The sequence below is a fragment of the Pseudomonas sp. JL27(2026) genome, from assembly GCF_056933555.1.
Map to the genome: position 1 here is coordinate 3,677,373 of NZ_CM167794.1, position 18,089 is coordinate 3,695,461.

The 18,089-nt window shown below is 59.3% G+C and carries 15 protein-coding genes; 14 read left to right on the forward strand and 1 reads right to left on the reverse strand.

Annotated features, from left to right (window positions below):
* Positions 1-60 precede the first annotated feature (60 nt).
* Positions 61-1,317: an NADP-dependent isocitrate dehydrogenase gene (gene icd, locus AC1Z1G_RS16865; protein ID WP_483621158.1), complete on the reverse strand. Its 1,257-nt coding sequence runs from the start codon at positions 1,315-1,317 to the stop codon at positions 61-63.
* Between the two features lie 492 nt (positions 1,318-1,809).
* Between icd and AC1Z1G_RS16870 the strand changes: the two genes are divergently transcribed.
* The 14 genes from AC1Z1G_RS16870 to nuoF all read left to right on the forward strand — a co-directional run bounded on the left by AC1Z1G_RS16870 (position 1,810) and on the right by nuoF (position 18,027).
* Positions 1,810-4,035: an NADP-dependent isocitrate dehydrogenase gene (locus AC1Z1G_RS16870; RefSeq protein ID WP_483621159.1), complete on the forward strand. Its 2,226-nt coding sequence runs from the start codon at positions 1,810-1,812 to the stop codon at positions 4,033-4,035.
* Between the two features lie 234 nt (positions 4,036-4,269).
* A complete protein-coding gene (locus AC1Z1G_RS16875) occupies positions 4,270-4,716 on the forward strand; it encodes an NUDIX hydrolase (protein WP_483621160.1) in 447 nt (148 codons plus the stop codon).
* A 59-nt stretch (positions 4,717-4,775) separates the two neighbouring features.
* Complete coding sequence (mnmA, locus tag AC1Z1G_RS16880) at positions 4,776-5,909, forward strand: tRNA 2-thiouridine(34) synthase MnmA (protein WP_483621161.1); 1,134 nt, start codon at positions 4,776-4,778, stop codon at positions 5,907-5,909.
* On the forward strand, positions 5,906-6,529 hold the full coding sequence (hflD, locus tag AC1Z1G_RS16885; protein ID WP_483621162.1) for a high frequency lysogenization protein HflD: 624 nt from the start codon (positions 5,906-5,908) through the stop codon (positions 6,527-6,529). Before mnmA ends, hflD begins: the two co-directional genes overlap by 4 nt.
* A gap of 124 nt (positions 6,530-6,653) precedes the next feature.
* On the forward strand, positions 6,654-8,024 hold the full coding sequence (purB, locus tag AC1Z1G_RS16890; RefSeq protein WP_483621163.1) for an adenylosuccinate lyase: 1,371 nt from the start codon (positions 6,654-6,656) through the stop codon (positions 8,022-8,024).
* Between the two features lie 83 nt (positions 8,025-8,107).
* A complete protein-coding gene (locus AC1Z1G_RS16895; protein WP_483621164.1) occupies positions 8,108-9,277 on the forward strand; it encodes a ribosomal protein uL16 3-hydroxylase in 1,170 nt (389 codons plus the stop codon).
* Positions 9,270-9,695, forward strand: a complete 426-nt coding sequence (locus AC1Z1G_RS16900) for a GNAT family N-acetyltransferase (RefSeq protein ID WP_483621165.1) — start codon at positions 9,270-9,272, stop codon at positions 9,693-9,695. The genes AC1Z1G_RS16895 and AC1Z1G_RS16900 overlap by 8 nt, the downstream gene beginning before the upstream one ends.
* Positions 9,696-9,929: 234 nt before the next feature.
* Positions 9,930-10,745: a secretin N-terminal domain-containing protein gene (locus AC1Z1G_RS16905; RefSeq protein ID WP_483621166.1), complete on the forward strand. Its 816-nt coding sequence runs from the start codon at positions 9,930-9,932 to the stop codon at positions 10,743-10,745.
* A 514-nt stretch (positions 10,746-11,259) separates the two neighbouring features.
* Positions 11,260-12,585 (forward strand): isocitrate lyase, encoded by a 1,326-nt coding sequence (gene aceA, locus AC1Z1G_RS16910; protein ID WP_483621167.1) that lies wholly within the window; start codon positions 11,260-11,262, stop codon positions 12,583-12,585.
* A 634-nt stretch (positions 12,586-13,219) separates the two neighbouring features.
* The gene (locus tag AC1Z1G_RS16915) at positions 13,220-13,633 is read left to right on the forward strand and encodes an NADH-quinone oxidoreductase subunit A (protein ID WP_008146033.1); all 414 of its coding nucleotides are present in this window, start codon (positions 13,220-13,222) and stop codon (positions 13,631-13,633) included.
* A gap of 10 nt (positions 13,634-13,643) precedes the next feature.
* Positions 13,644-14,318, forward strand: coding sequence for a NuoB/complex I 20 kDa subunit family protein (locus AC1Z1G_RS16920; protein WP_483621168.1), 675 nt, complete (start codon positions 13,644-13,646; stop codon positions 14,316-14,318).
* A gap of 72 nt (positions 14,319-14,390) precedes the next feature.
* Positions 14,391-16,175 (forward strand): NADH-quinone oxidoreductase subunit C/D, encoded by a 1,785-nt coding sequence (nuoC, locus tag AC1Z1G_RS16925; protein WP_483621169.1) that lies wholly within the window; start codon positions 14,391-14,393, stop codon positions 16,173-16,175.
* A gap of 2 nt (positions 16,176-16,177) precedes the next feature.
* Complete coding sequence (nuoE, locus tag AC1Z1G_RS16930) at positions 16,178-16,675, forward strand: NADH-quinone oxidoreductase subunit NuoE (RefSeq protein WP_007970445.1); 498 nt, start codon at positions 16,178-16,180, stop codon at positions 16,673-16,675.
* Positions 16,672-18,027, forward strand: coding sequence for an NADH-quinone oxidoreductase subunit NuoF (gene nuoF / locus AC1Z1G_RS16935; protein ID WP_483621170.1), 1,356 nt, complete (start codon positions 16,672-16,674; stop codon positions 18,025-18,027). The genes nuoE and nuoF overlap by 4 nt, the downstream gene beginning before the upstream one ends.
* The last annotated feature ends 62 nt before the right edge of the window (positions 18,028-18,089 follow it).

Sequence of the window (18,089 nt, forward strand, 5' to 3'; positions counted from 1 at the left end):
CATAAAAAACCGGCCGACTCAAGGGATTGAGTCGGCCGGCTTCGTTTAGAGCCGATCAGTTCACATGTGAGAGATCAGGGCATCGCCGAACGCGGAAGAAGACAGCAGCTTGGCGCCATCCATCAGACGCTCGAAGTCATAGGTCACGGTCTTGGCCGAGATAGCGCCGTTGGTGCCCTTGATGATCAGGTCGGCCGCTTCGGTCCAGCCCATGTGGCGCAGCATCATTTCAGCAGAAAGGATCAGCGAACCCGGGTTCACCTGGTCTTTGCCAGCGTATTTTGGCGCAGTACCGTGGGTCGCCTCGAACATGGCCACGGTGTCGGACAGGTTGGCACCTGGCGCAATACCAATGCCACCCACTTCAGCCGCCAGGGCGTCGGACAGGTAGTCGCCGTTCAGGTTCAGGGTCGCGATCACATCGTATTCAGCCGGGCGCAGCAGGATCTGCTGGAGCATGGCGTCAGCGATGGCATCCTTGACGATGACGTTCTTGCCGGTTTTCGGGTTCTTGAACTGCATCCACGGACCACCGTCGAGCAAGGTTGCGCCGAACTCTTGCGCCGCCACTTCGTAGGCCCACTCCTTGAAGGCCCCTTCGGTGAACTTCATGATGTTGCCTTTGTGGACGATGGTCAGCGAATCGCGATCATTGTCGACCACATATTGAAGGGCCTTGCGCGCCAGACGCTTGGTGCCTTCCAGGGAAACCGGCTTGACGCCGATGCCGCAGTTTTCGTCGAAACGGATCTTGGTAACGCCCATTTCTTCTTTGAGGAACTTGATGACCTTGGTCGCTTCCGGCGAACCGGCCTTCCACTCGATACCGGCGTAGATGTCTTCCGAGTTCTCACGGAAGATCGTCATGTCGACGTCGCCAGGCTTCTTGACAGGGCTAGGCACGCCTTCGAACCAACGCACCGGGCGCAGGCACACATAAAGGTCGAGTTGCTGGCGCAGGGCAACGTTCAGCGAACGGATGCCGCCACCGACCGGCGTGGTCAATGGGCCCTTGATGGAAACCACGTAATCCTTGACTGCATCCAGGGTCTCCTGAGGCAGCCAGGTGTCCTGATCGTAAACCTGAGTAGCTTTTTCCCCGGCGTAGACTTCCATCCAGGAAATTTTGCGCTCGCCGCCGTAAGCTTTCTTAACAGCAGCATCGACAACCTTGATCATGACCGGGCTGATATCAACGCCAATACCATCACCTTCGATAAAAGGGATGATCGGGTTGTTAGGAACATTGAGAGAATGGTCTGCATTGACGGTGATTTTGTCGCCGACTGCTGGAACCTGAATCTTCTTGTATCCCATGCTGAACTCCGTTTTGTGGATTGAACATCTGGCTGCGTCCGAGCGTACCCCAGTTGAATCTGGACGGGAACCTCATGTTCCACCGATCTGCCGCGAGGCTGCACAGTTCGCGGCCTACAAGCCTGAAAGCAAAGGGAAAAGCGCCAAACTTGAGCACATCCGGCGACTCTACGCCCCGCGCCTGCCTGCGACCTTTAGACCAATGGACGAGAGCGGTTTCCCATGAACCATCGGCGTTTTGCCAGCGACCTATGTATAATGCCGCCGCTGACCACAGAGTCACGACGGCCGACCGCTCTAGCACAAGACCTTGGGCCTGAAAAAGCCGGGCTGTTACCGCAGTCCACCCGCTTGACGCTCGACTGATGCACCCAACATCACCGCGAAGACAACTCGACAATTCGGCTCATGGATGACTTTGAACGAACGCGCTTACCCGGCGCACCTCGAGTTTCTGCGCACGCTTTAGCAAAGAAGAGAGTTAATCCGAATATGCCCACCCGCTCGAAGATCATCTATACCTTCACCGACGAAGCTCCCGCCCTCGCCACCTATTCGCTGCTGCCTATCGTTGAAGCGTTCACCGCTTGCGCCGATATCGCCGTGGAAACCCGCGACATCTCGCTGGCCGGGCGCATTCTGGCCAGCTTCCCCGAGCAATTGGGTGACAAAGCCGTAGCCGACCACCTCGCCGAACTGGGCGACCTGGCCGTTACGCCTGAAGCCAACATCATCAAGCTGCCGAACATCAGCGCTTCGGTTCCCCAGTTGCAGGCCGCGATCAAAGAGTTGCAAGCCCAGGGCTTCGCACTGCCGGACTACCCGGAAACCGTCACCAGCGACGCTGACAAAGACGCCAAGTCCCGTTACGACAAGATCAAGGGCAGCGCGGTCAACCCGGTACTGCGTGAAGGCAACTCCGATCGTCGCGCGCCGCTGTCGGTCAAAAACTACGCTCGCAAGCACCCGCACAAAATGGGCGCCTGGGCTGCGGACTCCAAGTCCCACGTCGCGCACATGAGCACCGGCGATTTCTACGGCAGCGAAAAAGCTGCCCTGATCGACGCCGCTGACGCCGTCAAAATCGAACTGATCGCCCGGGATGGCACCACCACCGTCCTGAAAGAAAAAACCACCGTGCAAGCCGGTGAGATCCTCGATTGCGCCGTGCTGAGCAAAAACGCCCTGCGCAGCTTCATCGCCGCCGAAATCGAAGACGCCAAGCAAAAAGGCGTGCTGCTGTCGGTTCACCTGAAAGCCACCATGATGAAGGTCTCCGACCCGATCATGTTCGGCCAGATCGTTGCCGAGTTCTATAAAGACGCCCTGACCAAGCACGCTGACGTGCTGGCGCAGATCGGCTTCAACCTGAACAACGGCATCGGCGACCTGTACGCCCGCATCAAGGCTTTGCCTGCCGAGCAGCAAGCCGAAATCGAAGCGGACATCCAGGCGGTCTACGCCGCTCGTCCGTCGCTGGCGATGGTCAACTCTGACAAAGGCATCACCAACCTGCACGTGCCGAGCGACGTGATCGTCGACGCCTCGATGCCGGCCATGATCCGTGACTCCGGCAAAATGTGGGGCACCGACGGCCAGTTGCACGACACCAAGGCTGTGATCCCGGATCGCTGCTACGCCACCATCTACCAGGCGGTGATCGAAGACTGCAAAAAACACGGCGCCTTCGACCCAACCACCATGGGCAGCGTGCCAAACGTTGGCCTGATGGCGAAGAAAGCCGAAGAGTACGGCTCCCACGACAAGACCTTCCAGATCAAGGCCGATGGCGTTGTTCGCGTGACCGACGGCGCAGGCCGCCTGCTGCTGGAACAGTCCGTTGAAGCGGGCGACATCTTCCGCATGTGCCAGACCAAAGACGCGCCGATCCAGGACTGGGTCAAACTGGCCGTCAACCGTGCCCGTGCAAGCGCAACCCCGGCTATTTTCTGGCTGGACCCGATGCGCGCCCACGATGGCGTGGTGATCGAGAAAGTTCAGGCCTACCTGAAGGATCACGACACCGCAGGCCTGGAAATCCGCATCATGTCGCCAGTCGACGCGATGAAGTTCACCCTGAACCGCACTCGCGAAGGCCTCGACACCATCTCGGTGACCGGCAACGTATTGCGCGACTACCTGACTGACCTGTTCCCGATCATGGAACTGGGCACCAGCGCCAAGATGCTGTCGATCGTGCCGCTGATGAACGGCGGCGGCCTGTTCGAAACCGGCGCTGGCGGTTCGGCACCCAAGCATGTTCAACAACTGCTGGAAGAAAACTTCCTGCGCTGGGATTCCCTGGGCGAGTTCCTGGCCCTGGCCGCATCCCTCGAGCACCTGGGCGTGACCTACAACAACCCTAAGGCGCTGGTACTGGCCAAGACCCTGGACCAGGCCACCGGCCAGTTCCTGGACAACAACAAGTCGCCATCGCGCAAAGTCGGCAACATCGACAACCGCGGCAGCCACTTCTACCTGGCGCTGTACTGGGCTCAGGCCCTGGCCACCCAGACTGAAGATGCAACGCTGCAAGCGCAGTTCAGCCAGTTGGCCAAAACCCTGACCGAGAACGAGGCAAGCATCGTTGCCGAGCTCAACGCCGTTCAGGGCAAGCCAGTCGAAATCGGCGGTTATTACCACGCCGACGCCGCGCTGATCAGCAAGGCCATGCGCCCAAGCAACACCTTCAACGCGGCTATTGCTGCGCTGGTTTAAGGTTGTAAGGGAACACCAGAAACCCCGGCCCCCGTGCCGGGGTTTCTGTTTTTGCCGTTTATAAATATCCCGCGCTGAAACCGAATCAAATGCGGGAGCGGGCTTGCTCGCGAAAGCGGTGGGTCAGCCGATATAAATGCTGAATGATGAATCGCCTTCGCGAGCAAGCCCGCTCCCACATTGGATCGAGTTTCCACATTAGAATTTGTCCAACCCTGAAATAGAGGAAGCCCCATGGATTGGCTACCCCACATCACTGTCGCCGCCATCGTCGAGGACAATGGTCGTTTCCTGATGGTTGAAGAACTCAAGGGCGGACGAACGGTACTCAACCAGCCCGCCGGCCATCTGGACCCGAATGAAACCCTGATCGAGGCCGCCGTCCGCGAAACCCTCGAGGAAACCGGCTGGGACGTCGAGCCGACCGGCATCACCGGCATTTACCTTTACACCGCCCCGAGCAACGGCGTGACTTACCAGCGCGTCTGCTTTGCCGCCAAAGCCTTGAAACACCACCCCGACTATCAACTTGACGACGGCATCGTCGGCACCAAATGGCTGACCCGTGGCGAACTCATGGAACAGCGCGCAAACTGGCGCAGTGAGCTGATCATCCGCTGCATCGATGATTATCTGGCGGGCTTTCACTTCAGTCTCGAGCTGATCCGCCCTTCTCTTTAGCCTTGCAGGCTCGGGCCTGTTAGAATCGCGTCCTTTTTCAAGACACTCATTGAATCCCTATGCGTGATCCAGCCCCTTCTGACACACAAAAGAAGCGCGTCATTGTCGGCATGTCCGGCGGCGTGGACTCTTCCGTTTCCGCCTTACTGCTGATCGAGCAGGGTTATGAGGTGGAAGGCCTGTTCATGAAGAACTGGGAAGAAGACGATGGAACGGACTACTGCACTGCCATGGATGACCTGGCCGACGCCCAGGCCGTGTGCGACAAGATTGGCATCAAGCTGCACACCGCCAACTTCGCCGCCGAATACTGGGACAACGTGTTCGAGCACTTCCTGGCCGAATACAAGGCCGGCCGCACGCCGAACCCGGACATCCTGTGCAACCGTGAAATCAAGTTCAAGGCCTTCCTCGACTACGCCATGATGCTCGGTGCCGACCTGATCGCCACCGGCCATTACGTGCGCCGCCGCGACATTGATGGTCGCACTGAACTGCTCAAAGGCCTGGACCCGAACAAGGACCAGAGCTACTTCCTGCACGCCGTTGGCGGCGAACAAATTGCCAAGACCCTGTTCCCGGTCGGCGAACTGGAAAAACCCGAAGTCCGCGCGATTGCCGAGAAACACGACCTGGCGACCGCCAAGAAGAAAGACTCCACCGGCATCTGCTTTATCGGTGAGCGCCGCTTCAGCGACTTCCTCAAGCAATACCTGCCGGCACAGCCGGGCGAAATCAAAACCACCGAAGGTGAAATCATCGGCAAGCACCACGGCCTGATGTACCACACCATCGGTCAGCGCCAGGGCCTGGGCATTGGCGGCCTGAAAGACGCCGGCGACGAGCCGTGGTACGTGCTGATCAAGGACCTGGAACACAACGAACTGATCGTTGGCCAGGGCAACGACCACCCGTGGCTATTCTCCCGCGCCCTGCTCGCTTCGGACATCTACTGGGTCAACCCGATTGATCTGAGCGTACCGCGCAAGCTGACCGCCAAAGTGCGCTATCGCCAAAGCGACCAGCCCTGCACCCTGGAAAAAACTGCCAGCGGCTACCGCGCCACGTTCGACGACCCGCAACGCGCGGTCACTCCAGGCCAATCGGTGGTGTTCTACGACGGTGAAATCTGCCTCGGTGGCGGCGTCATCGAAGTCGCCGAACCCTGGGGCAGCAAGGACTTGCGCGCATGAGCCCGACTCAGGAGCAACTGACAGCGCTCGGCGGCGTATTTCTCGCCGCCGTTCTGGTCGACAAGATCGCCAAGACCGGCCAGGTCACCGAGGCTGGCTTGAGCTGCATGCTCGGCAGCCTGCTGATCCGCGACCCCAAGGACACGCTGGAAGTCTACGGCGGCGACGACATCAACCTGCGCGAGGGCTATCGCGCATTGATCGGCGCCCTTGAGCGCGACCCGAACACCTTGCAGCGCGAGCCTTTGCGCTACGCCCTGTCGATGCTCGGCCTTGAGCGTCAACTGGCCAAGCGCGGCGACATGCTGGAGGTGATCGGCAAACGCTTGCCGCAGATCCAGTCCCAGGTTGAACACTTCGGCCCGGCCCACGAAAACGTGATCGCCGCCTGTGGTGCGCTGTACCAGGACACCTTGAGCACCCTGCGCCAACGTATCCAGGTGCACGGCGATATGCGCAACCTGCAGCAACCCAGTAATGCCTCGAAAATTCGCGCCCTGTTGCTCGCCGGGATTCGCTCGGCACGCCTATGGCGGCAACTGGGCGGTCATCGCTGGCAATTGGTGATCAGCCGCCGCAAGTTGCTGAAAGAACTTTACCCGTTGATGCGTAACGAATAAGTCGCCTCAACAACCCTTTACACCGTGTTACGCGTAATACGCCGGTCAGTTGGCAACGGACCGGCGGATTTTTTCATGTATGATACGCGCCCCATTTCGTTGCCCGACTGTCCGAGAACACCCCATGCAGCTTTCTTCGCTCACTGCGGTTTCCCCTGTTGACGGCCGCTACGCCGGCAAAACCCAGGCCCTGCGCCCAATTTTCAGCGAATACGGCCTGATCCGTGCTCGCGTCCTGGTTGAAGTGCGCTGGCTCCAGCGCCTGGCCGCTCACTCCGCCATCAGCGAAGTTCCAGCATTTTCTGCTGAGGCCAACGCCGTATTGAACACCCTGGCGGAAAACTTCTCTCTGGAGCACGCCGAGCGCGTCAAAGAGATCGAGCGCACCACCAACCACGACGTCAAAGCCATTGAGTACCTGCTCAAAGAACAAGCAGCCAAGCTGCCTGAGCTGGCCAACGTCAGTGAGTTCATCCACTTTGCCTGCACCAGCGAGGACATCAACAACCTGTCCCACGCCCTGATGCTGCGCGAAGGCCGTGATGACGTGATGCTGCCGCTGATGCGCCAGACTGCCAACGCTATCCGCGAACTGGCAATCCGTTTCGCTGACGTACCGATGCTCTCGCGCACCCACGGTCAACCGGCGTCGCCGACCACCCTGGGCAAAGAGCTGGCAAACGTGGTTTACCGTCTGGAGCGTCAAATCGCTCAGGTCGCTGCCGTTCCGCTGCTGGGCAAGATCAACGGCGCTGTCGGCAACTACAACGCACACCTCTCGGCCTACCCTGAAATCGACTGGGAAGAAAACGCCCGCGCTTTCATCGAAGACGAGCTGGGCCTGGGCTTCAACCCGTACACCACGCAGATCGAACCGCACGACTACATTGCCGAGCTGTTCGACGCGATCGCACGCTTCAACACCATCCTGATCGACTTCGATCGCGATATCTGGGGCTACATCTCCCTGGGCTACTTCAAGCAACGTACCATTGCCGGCGAAATCGGTTCCTCGACCATGCCGCACAAGGTCAACCCGATCGACTTCGAAAACTCCGAAGGCAACCTGGGTATCGCCAACGCACTGTTCCAGCACCTGGCGAGCAAACTGCCGATCTCCCGCTGGCAGCGCGACCTGACCGACTCCACCGTTCTGCGCAACCTCGGTGTCGGCTTCGCCCACAGCGTGATCGCGTACGAAGCGAGCCTCAAAGGCATCAGCAAACTGGAGCTCAATGCCCAGAAAATCGCTGCTGACCTGGACGCTTGCTGGGAAGTGCTGGCCGAGCCGATCCAGACCGTGATGCGTCGCTACAACATCGAAAACCCGTACGAAAAACTGAAAGAGCTGACTCGCGGCAAGGGCATCAGCCCTGAAGCGCTGCAGACTTTCATCGATGCATTGGACATGCCTGCCGAGGCCAAGGCCGAGCTGAAAAAGCTCACCCCGGCCAATTACATCGGCAACGCCGTGGCACAAGCCAAGCGCATCTGATCGTCGCTTGACCTTTGAGACGCCCGGCAGCGCCGGGCGTTTTTATTCCCGTCTGAAAAGTGCTTTTTTTCAATAGGTTACACATGAATCCTGATATTCCTCTTCAACTTCTGGGCGGCATCACGGCACGGGAATTCCTGCGCGACTACTGGCAGAAAAAACCGCTACTGATCCGCCAGGCGATTCCTGACTTCGAAAGCCCGATCGACGCCGACGAACTGGCCGGCCTGGCGCTGGAAGAAGAAGTCGAATCGCGCTTGGTCATCGAGCACGGCGAGCGCCCTTGGGAATTGCGTCGCGGCCCGTTCGCCGAAGACGAATTCAGCAAGCTGCCGGAGCGCGAGTGGACCTTGCTGGTCCAGGCTGTCGATCAGTTCGTACCGGAAGTCAGCGAGTTGCTGGAACACTTCCGCTTCCTGCCGAGCTGGCGCATCGACGACGTGATGATCAGCTTCGCCGCTCCAGGCGGCAGCGTGGGCCCGCACTTCGACAACTACGACGTGTTCCTGCTGCAAGGCGCTGGTAAGCGCAACTGGAAAATCGGCCAGATGTGCGACTCCGAGAGCCCACTGCTGCAACATGCCGACCTGCGCATTCTGGCGGACTTCGAAGAAACCGCCGAATGGGTACTGGAACCGGGCGATATGCTGTACCTGCCGCCGCGCCTGGCCCACTGCGGCGTGGCCATCGACGACTGCATGACCTACTCGGTCGGTTTCCGCGCGCCAAGCGCTGCCGAAGTGCTGACCCACTTCACGGACTTCCTCAGCCAGTTCCTGCCTGACGAAGAGCGCTACACCGACGCAGATGCCCAGCCAGCCGTCGACCCGCACCAGATTCAGCACGATGCCCTCGACCGCTTGAAAGGCCTGCTGGCCGAGCACATGAGTGATGAGCGCCTGCTGCTGACCTGGTTCGGCCAGTTCATGACCGAACCGCGCTACCCGGAACTGGTGGTAGGCCCGGAAGACGTGGAAGAAGACGACCTGCTTGCCAGCCTTGAGCAAGGCGCAGTCCTGATTCGCAACCCAAGCGCGCGCCTTGCATGGTCTGAAGTCGATGACGACCTGCTGCTGTTCGCCAGCGGCCAGAGTCGCTACCTGCCGGGCAAGCTGCGCGAACTGCTGAAAATGATTTGCGCCGCCGACGCGCTGCACATCGATAACCTTGGCCCATGGCTGAAGGACGAAGATGGCCGTGGCCTGTTGTGCGAACTGATCAAGCAAGGAAGCCTGGGGTTTGCCGATGAATAAGATTCACGTACGTGTCGCAGACTGGCAAAAGGATAACGCCGAGATCCGGCGCATTCGTGAAACCGTATTCATCGCCGAGCAGGCCGTTCCGCCAGAGCTGGAGTGGGATGCCGACGACGCCAGCGCCGTGCACTTTCTCGCCTTCGAAGGCGACTTTCCGATTGGCACTGCCCGCTTGTTGCCTGACGGTCACATCGGCCGGGTGTCGGTGCTCAAGGACTGGCGCGGCCTGAAAGTCGGCGACAAACTGATGCAAGCAGTGATCGGTGAAGCCGAAAAGCGTGGGCTCAAGCAGCAAATGCTCAGCGCTCAGGTGCAGGCGACTGCATTCTACGAGCGCCTGGGGTTCAGCATCGTCAGTGAGGAATTCCTGGAAGCAGGAATTCCTCATGTGGACATGGTGCGTCATTCGGCATAGCCCGTGTGGCGAGGGAGCTTGCTCCCGCTGGGCTGCGCAGCAGACCCAAGATTTTGGGGCCGCTTCGCGCCCCAGCGGGAGCAAGCTCCCTCGCCACAAAAGTTGCGAGTGAACACCGCAAAAACGCCCCGCCATCTTCGGATGCCGGGGCGTTTTGCTGTCTACGATTCAACTTGCCCCACCCCGGGCCGACAAACTGGCAAACTCAAGCCTTTGATCGCGGAGATAACGGACATGTCCCTACGCACCCTTCTCGCCACCCTGCTGCTGACCTGCAGTTTTTCAGTCGTCGCCGCCACCGAAGTGGTGCAACTCAACAATCGCACCAGCGCCGACCTGCTACCGGTTGCGCAGAACTTCCTCGGCAAGGACGGTAAGGTCAGTGCCTACGGCAACCAACTCATCGTGAACGCCGAACCCGGTAAAATCGAAGAGCTGCGGGCCCTTCTCGCCCAATTGGACACCGCACCCAAGCGCTTGCTGATTACCGTCGACACCAATGAAAACAACTTCCAGGGCGATCAGGGCTACTCGGTAAACGGCTCCGCCCAAGGTCGCATCATCAATCACAGCACCGACAGCCGCGAAGGCAGCATCCAGCAAATCCAGGCCAGCGAAGGCATACCCGCCCTGATCCAGGTCGGCCAGAGCGTCCCGCTGACCACCACCCAGACCGATGCCTACGCCAGCCTGCCCAACCAGACCAACACCTCCGGCCAGCCGCAAAATCCACCCAACAACTACGCTCACCTGCAAAGCCAGACCCAATATCGCAATGTCACCCAAGGCTTCTACGTGACCGCAAGCGTCACCGGCGAAACCGTTCACCTGGCGATCAGTACTAACCGTGACCGCATGAGCCAGGAACGTCCCGATGTAGTGAACGTACAAAGTACCGACACAACGGTCAGCGGTCGCCTCGGCGAGTGGATCACCCTGGCCGGCGTCAATCGCCAGACTCAGGCCGACAAACAGGGCCTGACCCGCAGCTACACGACTCAAGGCCGGGATGACATGACGTTGCGTGTGAAAGTCGACACCTTGGACTAACACACCAAAAACTGACTGATTAGTCGTATTAGACCAAAGATGTAGTGCTTGAAAAAAAGCACTACAAAACGTTTGACGAGCAAAAAAAGCAAAGGCATGATGGCCTCGCTCCCGCTGATCAGAGGCCCTGGCAAGGGCTTTCGAATCGCCGCTCTGACCTTACCGACTTGAGCCGATTCGTGTCTGTACCGCCCACAAGGTGTGTTTGACGAGGTTGCGACTGGAACGAAGTTGTCCCGAGGGACGGAAGCGTAATAGGTAGCCCGGCAACACACTGATGATCGTATAAAGGCCCACGATGCCCGAATGCGCCCGCCAGTAGGCCCTTACCTGCTCAGCTTTCATCCCCGAGCCCCTCGTTCACCCCGTCGCCTTCCCCGCCAGACCCGACTTGAGCACCTAAGCTTCCGGTCAGCGAGCAGCCATCTACGCGCCCCTTGAATGGCGTAGTTGGCTACAGGAATTTTCCACCGCAGAACAACTTTCCATACAAGACGCGACGAGGTTTATCCCCATGGCACTGACACGCGAACAGCAAATTGCAGCCCTTGAAAAAGACTGGGCTGAAAACCCACGCTGGAAAGGCGTGACACGCGCTTACTCCGCTGCTGACGTCGTCCGTCTGCGTGGCTCGGTTCAACCTGAGCACACCCTTGCAAAAATGGGCGCCGAAAAGCTCTGGAACCTGGTGACCCAGGGTGCCAAGCCATCCTTCCGCCCTGAGAAAGATTTCGTCAACTGCATGGGCGCCCTGACCGGCGGCCAGGCTGTACAACAAGTCAAAGCCGGCATCCAGGCGATCTACCTGTCGGGCTGGCAGGTTGCTGCTGACAACAACTCTGCCGAATCGATGTACCCGGACCAGTCGCTGTACCCGGTCGACTCCGTACCAACCGTGGTCAAGCGCATCAACAACTCGTTCCGTCGCGCCGACCAGATCCAGTGGAAATCCGGCAAGAACCCGGGCGACGCTGGCTACATCGACTACTTCGCACCGATCGTGGCTGACGCTGAAGCCGGTTTCGGCGGCGTACTGAACGCCTACGAACTGATGAAGAGCATGATCGAAGCAGGCGCCGCCGGCGTTCACTTCGAAGACCAACTGGCTTCCGTGAAAAAATGCGGCCACATGGGCGGCAAGGTTCTGGTTCCGACCCAGGAAGCCGTACAAAAGCTGACGGCTGCTCGCCTGGCGGCTGACGTTGCCGGCACACCGACCATCATCCTGGCCCGTACCGATGCTAACGCTGCCGACCTGCTGACTTCGGACTGCGATCCGTACGATCAGCCATTCGTGACGGGCGAACGCACCCAGGAAGGCTTCTACAAAGTGCGCGCCGGCCTGGACCAGGCCATCGCTCGCGGCCTGGCTTACGCGCCGTATGCCGACCTGATCTGGTGCGAAACCGCCAAGCCTGATCTGGACGAAGCCCGCCGCTTCGCCGAAGCGATCAAAAAGGAATACCCGGACCAACTGCTGTCGTACAACTGCTCGCCTTCCTTCAACTGGAAGAAAAACCTGGACGACGCGACCATCGCCAAGTTCCAGCGCGAACTGTCCGCCATGGGCTACAAACACCAGTTCATCACCCTGGCCGGCATTCACAACATGTGGCACAGCATGTTCAACCTGGCGCACGACTACGCCCGCAACGACATGACGGCCTACGTGAAACTGCAAGAGCAGGAATTCGCTGACGCCGCCAAGGGTTACACCTTCGTGGCGCACCAACAGGAAGTGGGCACCGGCTACTTCGACGACATGACCACCGTGATTCAGGGCGGCTCGTCGTCGGTAACCGCACTGACCGGCTCCACCGAAGAAGAACAGTTCCACTGATACTGAGCAAACGGCCGTTGCGGACCGAGTAGAAAGCTAACCGCAACGTCGCACCTCTAGACGCCCCGACTGGTTTGGGGCGTTTTTTTGCCCGAAATTTCCCAGCCACCCATAACCCTGTGGGAGCGGGCTTGCTCGCGAATACGATTCAACATTCAACACTGATGGCGATTGACCCAGTGCTTTCGCGAGCAAGCCCGCTCCCACAGGGGATGATGGTGCCAGAGGAAAAACATTGATCCAGAGCGGTATCACGATCAGAAAACTGCGGTAAAACGACCTCGGCTGCTACTTGCAGTAACAGCTATATAAGACAACTTCCTGGCCGCCCACCCGTTAAACAGTTTAAAAACCACGCCAAACAATATTGATTATCATTTAGCGGTAACTATGTTCGTTACATTCCCTACAAAACTGAATTGACAAAAAACTCGCTAATGCCCGCTGCGCATGGCTTACAGGGCTTCGGAGGCGCGCTATGTCCTTATTCTTATAAATAATTTCGCTACAGGAATTTTACTTGCTCGGTGTTTAGCCATAAAATCACCGCGATTGATTGCGCTGCGACATATCGTCACTGCTTTATTTCTTTATCAAGCTCAGAGACCCTTGCTCTCTGTTAAGGATTACCAGCATGCCCGAAGCGACAGGACTCATGGCCCACAACTGGGGCTTTGCCATTTTCCTTCTGGGTGTTGTCGGCCTTTGCGCCTTCATGCTCGGCGTCTCCAGCCTCCTTGGGTCAAAAGCCTGGGGTCGCAGCAAAAACGAACCGTTCGAGTCCGGCATGCTACCCACCGGTGGCGCCCGCTTGCGGCTCTCAGCCAAATTCTATCTGGTCGCGATGCTCTTCGTGATCTTCGATATCGAAGCCCTTTTTCTCTTTGCCTGGTCTGTGTCCGTCCGCGAAAGCGGCTGGACCGGATTTGTCGAAGCTCTCGTTTTCATAGCAATTCTGTTGGCAGGTCTTGTCTACCTATTTCGAGTGGGCGCCCTTGATTGGGCTCCGGCAGCTCGTCTTAAGCGGCAGGCGAAGCTGAAACAATGAGGCTTTGGCAATGCAATACAATCTCACCAGGATCGACCCGGATGCTCCTAACGAGCAGTACCCGATTGGCAAACGGGAAACCGTTTCCGATCCGTTAGAAGATCAAGTCCACAAAAACATTTACATGGGCAAGCTCGAAGACGTGCTGAACGGCGCGGTCAACTGGGGGCGTAAAAACTCCCTGTGGCCGTACAACTTCGGCCTGTCGTGCTGCTACGTGGAAATGACTACCGCCTTCACGGCGCCCCACGACATCGCGCGCTTTGGCGCCGAAGTTATCCGGGCATCGCCGCGCCAGGCGGATTTCATGGTTATTGCCGGAACCTGCTTCATCAAGATGGCGCCGATCATTCAGCGTCTCTACGAGCAAATGCTCGAACCGAAGTGGGTTATCTCCATGGGTTCGTGCGCCAACTCCGGTGGCATGTACGACATCTACTCTGTCGTTCAAGGGGTGGACAAGTTCCTGCCCGTGGACGTCTACGTGCCTGGCTGCCCACCTCGCCCTGAAGCTTTTCTGCAAGGCTTGATGCTGTTGCAGGAGTCGATTGGCCAGGAGCGTCGCCCACTTTCCTGGGTCGTTGGCGATCAAGGCGTTTACCGCGCCGAGATGCCTTCGCAAAAGGATGCGCGCCGCGAACAGCGTATTCAGGTAACCAACCTGCGCAGCCCCGACGAAGTCTGATCCAGATCTGTTCTGACAAAGAAACGAGAAACTGGCTTCATTCTTTACGTTGACCGAAAGCGATAAATAACCATGACTACAGGCAGTGCTCTGTACATCCCGCCTTACAAGGCAGACGACCAGGATGTGGTCGTCGAACTGAACAACCGTTTTGGCCCCGAGGCGTTCACCGCCCAGCCTACCCGCACCGGCATGCCGGTGCTTTGGGTTGCCCGTGCCAAACTCGTCGAAGTCCTGACCTTCCTGCGCAACCTGCCCAAGCCGTACGTCATGCTCTATGACCTGCATGGCGTGGACGAGCGCCTGCGCACCAAGCGTCAAGGGCTGCCAAACGGCGTCGACTTCACCGTGTTCTACCACCTCATGTCGCTTGAGCGTAATAGTGACGTGATGATCAAGGTTGCCTTGTCCGAGGGCGACCTCAGCGTGCCGACCGTCACCAGCATCTGGCCGAACGCCAACTGGTACGAGCGTGAAGTGTGGGACATGTACGGCATCGACTTCGCCGGCCACCCTCACCTGTCGCGCATCATGATGCCGCCGACCTGGGAAGGTCATCCGCTGCGCAAGGACTTCCCGGCCCGTGCCACCGAGTTCGATCCGTTCAGCCTGAACCTGGCCAAGCAACAGCTTGAGGAAGAAGCCGCGCGCTTCAAGCCTGAAGACTGGGGCATGAAGCGTTCCGGCGCGAACGAGGACTACATGTTCCTCAACCTGGGTCCCAACCACCCTTCGGCTCACGGTGCGTTCCGCATCATCCTGCAACTGGACGGCGAAGAAATCGTCGACTGCGTGCCGGATGTCGGTTACCACCACCGTGGTGCCGAGAAGATGGCCGAGCGTCAGTCCTGGCACAGCTTCATTCCTTACACCGACCGTATCGACTACCTCGGCGGTGTGATGAACAACCTGCCGTACGTGCTCTCGGTCGAGAAGCTGGCCGGCATCAAGGTGCCCGAGAAGGTCGACGTCATCCGCATCATGATGGCCGAGTTCTTCCGGATCACCAGCCACCTGCTGTTCCTGGGGACCTACATCCAGGACGTCGGCGCCATGACCCCGGTGTTCTTCACCTTCACCGACCGCCAGAAGGCGTACACGGTGATCGAAGCCATCACCGGTTTCCGTCTGCACCCGGCCTGGTATCGCATCGGTGGCGTCGCCCACGACCTGCCACGCGGCTGGGACAAACTGGTCAAGGACTTCGTTGAATGGCTGCCCAAGCGCCTCGACGAATACACCAAGGCTGCCCTGCAGAACAGCATCCTCAAGGGTCGTACCATCGGCGTCGCCGCCTACAACACCAAAGAGGCCCTGGAATGGGGCGTCACCGGTGCCGGCCTGCGTTCCACCGGTTGCGACTTCGACCTGCGCAAGGCGCGTCCATACTCCGGCTACGAGAACTTCGAGTTTGAAGTGCCGCTGGCAGCCAATGGCGATGCCTACGACCGCTGCATGGTGCGCGTCGAAGAAATGCGCCAGAGCATCAAGATCATCGACCAGTGCCTGCGCAACATGCCGGAAGGCCCGTACAAGGCGGATCACCCGCTGACCACGCCGCCGCCCAAAGAGCGCACGCTGCAACACATCGAGACCCTGATCACGCACTTCCTGCAAGTTTCGTGGGGCCCGGTCATGCCGGCCAACGAATCCTTCCAGATGATCGAAGCGACCAAGGGCATCAACAGTTATTACCTGACGAGCGATGGCGGCACCATGAGCTACCGCACCCGGATTCGCACCCCAAGCTTCCCGCATCTGCAACAGATCCCTTCGGTGATCAAAGGCAGCATGGTCGCGGACTTGATCGCGTACCTGGGTAGTATCGACTTCGTTATGGCCGACGTGGACCGCTAAGCATGAACAGCACGCTTATCCAGACAGACCGTTTCGCCCTCAGCGAAACCGAGCGCTCGGCCATCGAGCACGAGCTGCATCACTACGAAGACCCGCGTGCGGCGTCGATCGAAGCCCTGAAAATCGTCCAGAAGGAACGTGGCTGGGTGCCTGACGGCGCGCTCTACGCCATCGGCGAGATCCTCGGCATCCCGGCCAGCGACGTTGAAGGCGTGGCGACGTTCTACAGCCAGATCTTCCGTCAGCCGGTTGGCCGCCACATCATTCGCGTCTGCGACAGCATGGTCTGCTACATCGGTGGCCACGAATCGGTGGTCAGCGAAATCCAGAGCAAGCTGGGCATCGGCCTGGGTCAAACCACTGCCGACGGTCGCTTCACCCTGTTGCCTGTCTGCTGCCTCGGCAACTGCGACAAGGCCCCGGCGCTGATGATCGACGACGACACTTTCGGTGACGTACAGCCTGCTGGCGTTGCCAAACTGTTGGAGGGCTACGTATGACCCTGACTTCCTTTGGCCCTGCCAACCGCATCAAGCGCAGCCCAGAGACTCATCCCCTGACCTGGCGTCTGCGTGACGACGGCGAAGCGGTATGGCTCGACGAGTACCAGGCCAAGAACGGTTACGCGGCAGCCCGCAAGGCCTTCGCCGACATGGCTCAGGACGACATCGTCCAGACCGTGAAAGACGCAGGTTTGAAAGGTCGCGGCGGTGCTGGCTTCCCCACGGGCGTCAAGTGGGGCCTGATGCCCAAGGACGAATCCATCAACATCCGCTACCTGCTGTGCAACGCGGATGAAATGGAGCCCAACACCTGGAAAGACCGCATGCTGATGGAGCAACTGCCCCATCTGCTGATCGAAGGCATGCTGATCAGTGCCCGCGCCCTGAAAACCTACCGCGGCTATATCTTCCTGCGTGGCGAATACACCACCGCCGCCAAGCACCTGAACCGTGCCGTGGAAGAAGCCAAGGCAGCCGGCCTGCTGGGCAAGAACATCCTGGGCTCAGGCTTTGATTTCGAGCTGTTTGTCCACACCGGCGCCGGGCGTTACATCTGCGGTGAAGAAACCGCGCTGATCAACTCCCTCGAAGGCCGCCGCGCCAACCCGCGCTCCAAGCCGCCCTTCCCTGCCGCCGTTGGCGTGTGGGGCAAGCCGACCTGCGTGAACAACGTTGAAACCCTGTGCAACGTGCCAGCGATCATTGCCGACGGCGTGGACTGGTACAAATCGTTGGCCCGCGAAGGCAGTGAAGACATGGGCACCAAGCTCATGGGCTTCTCCGGCAAGGTCAAGAACCCGGGCCTGTGGGAACTGCCGTTCGGCGTCACCGGTCGCGAGTTGTTCGAAGACTACGCCGGCGGCATGCGCGACGGCTTCAAGCTCAAGTGCTGGCAGCCTGGCGGCGCCGGTACCGGTTTCCTGTTGCCGGAACACCTGGACGCACAAATGTACGCCGGCGGCATCGCCAAAGTGGGCACCCGTATGGGGACCGGCCTGGCCATGGCGGTGGACGACAGCGTCAACATGGTGTCGTTGTTGCGCAACATGGAGCAGTTCTTCGCTCGCGAATCCTGCGGCTTCTGCACCCCTTGCCGCGATGGCCTGCCATGGAGCGTCAAGCTCTTGATGGCCATCGAGAACGGCGAAGGTCAGCCCGGTGATATCGAGACCCTGCTGGGTCTGGTTGGTTTCCTCGGCCCTGGCAAGACCTTCTGTGCTCACGCACCGGGCGCCGTGGAGCCATTGGGCAGCGCAATCAAATACTTCCGTCCAGAGTTCGAAGCCGGCATCGCGCCTGTCAGCGCCGCCGTCCCGCCTCTGGCAAGGCCGATCGTAGTCGGCGCGTAACGCTTTAACAGGCGAACGGTCCGTGCCGTTCGCCTCTCGTGCGATGACGCCTTGAACGGCTG

Coding starts and splice junctions, on each gene's coding strand:
- icd (WP_483621158.1), bottom strand. CDS start 1,317: ATGGGATACAAGAAGATTCAGGTTCCAGCAGTCGGCGACAAAATCACC.
- AC1Z1G_RS16870 (WP_483621159.1), top strand. CDS start 1,810: ATGCCCACCCGCTCGAAGATCATCTATACCTTCACCGACGAAGCTCCC.
- AC1Z1G_RS16875 (WP_483621160.1), top strand. CDS start 4,270: ATGGATTGGCTACCCCACATCACTGTCGCCGCCATCGTCGAGGACAAT.
- mnmA (WP_483621161.1), top strand. CDS start 4,776: ATGCGTGATCCAGCCCCTTCTGACACACAAAAGAAGCGCGTCATTGTC.
- hflD (WP_483621162.1), top strand. CDS start 5,906: ATGAGCCCGACTCAGGAGCAACTGACAGCGCTCGGCGGCGTATTTCTC.
- purB (WP_483621163.1), top strand. CDS start 6,654: ATGCAGCTTTCTTCGCTCACTGCGGTTTCCCCTGTTGACGGCCGCTAC.
- AC1Z1G_RS16895 (WP_483621164.1), top strand. CDS start 8,108: ATGAATCCTGATATTCCTCTTCAACTTCTGGGCGGCATCACGGCACGG.
- AC1Z1G_RS16900 (WP_483621165.1), top strand. CDS start 9,270: ATGAATAAGATTCACGTACGTGTCGCAGACTGGCAAAAGGATAACGCC.
- AC1Z1G_RS16905 (WP_483621166.1), top strand. CDS start 9,930: ATGTCCCTACGCACCCTTCTCGCCACCCTGCTGCTGACCTGCAGTTTT.
- aceA (WP_483621167.1), top strand. CDS start 11,260: ATGGCACTGACACGCGAACAGCAAATTGCAGCCCTTGAAAAAGACTGG.
- AC1Z1G_RS16915 (WP_008146033.1), top strand. CDS start 13,220: ATGCCCGAAGCGACAGGACTCATGGCCCACAACTGGGGCTTTGCCATT.
- AC1Z1G_RS16920 (WP_483621168.1), top strand. CDS start 13,644: ATGCAATACAATCTCACCAGGATCGACCCGGATGCTCCTAACGAGCAG.
- nuoC (WP_483621169.1), top strand. CDS start 14,391: ATGACTACAGGCAGTGCTCTGTACATCCCGCCTTACAAGGCAGACGAC.
- nuoE (WP_007970445.1), top strand. CDS start 16,178: ATGAACAGCACGCTTATCCAGACAGACCGTTTCGCCCTCAGCGAAACC.
- nuoF (WP_483621170.1), top strand. CDS start 16,672: ATGACCCTGACTTCCTTTGGCCCTGCCAACCGCATCAAGCGCAGCCCA.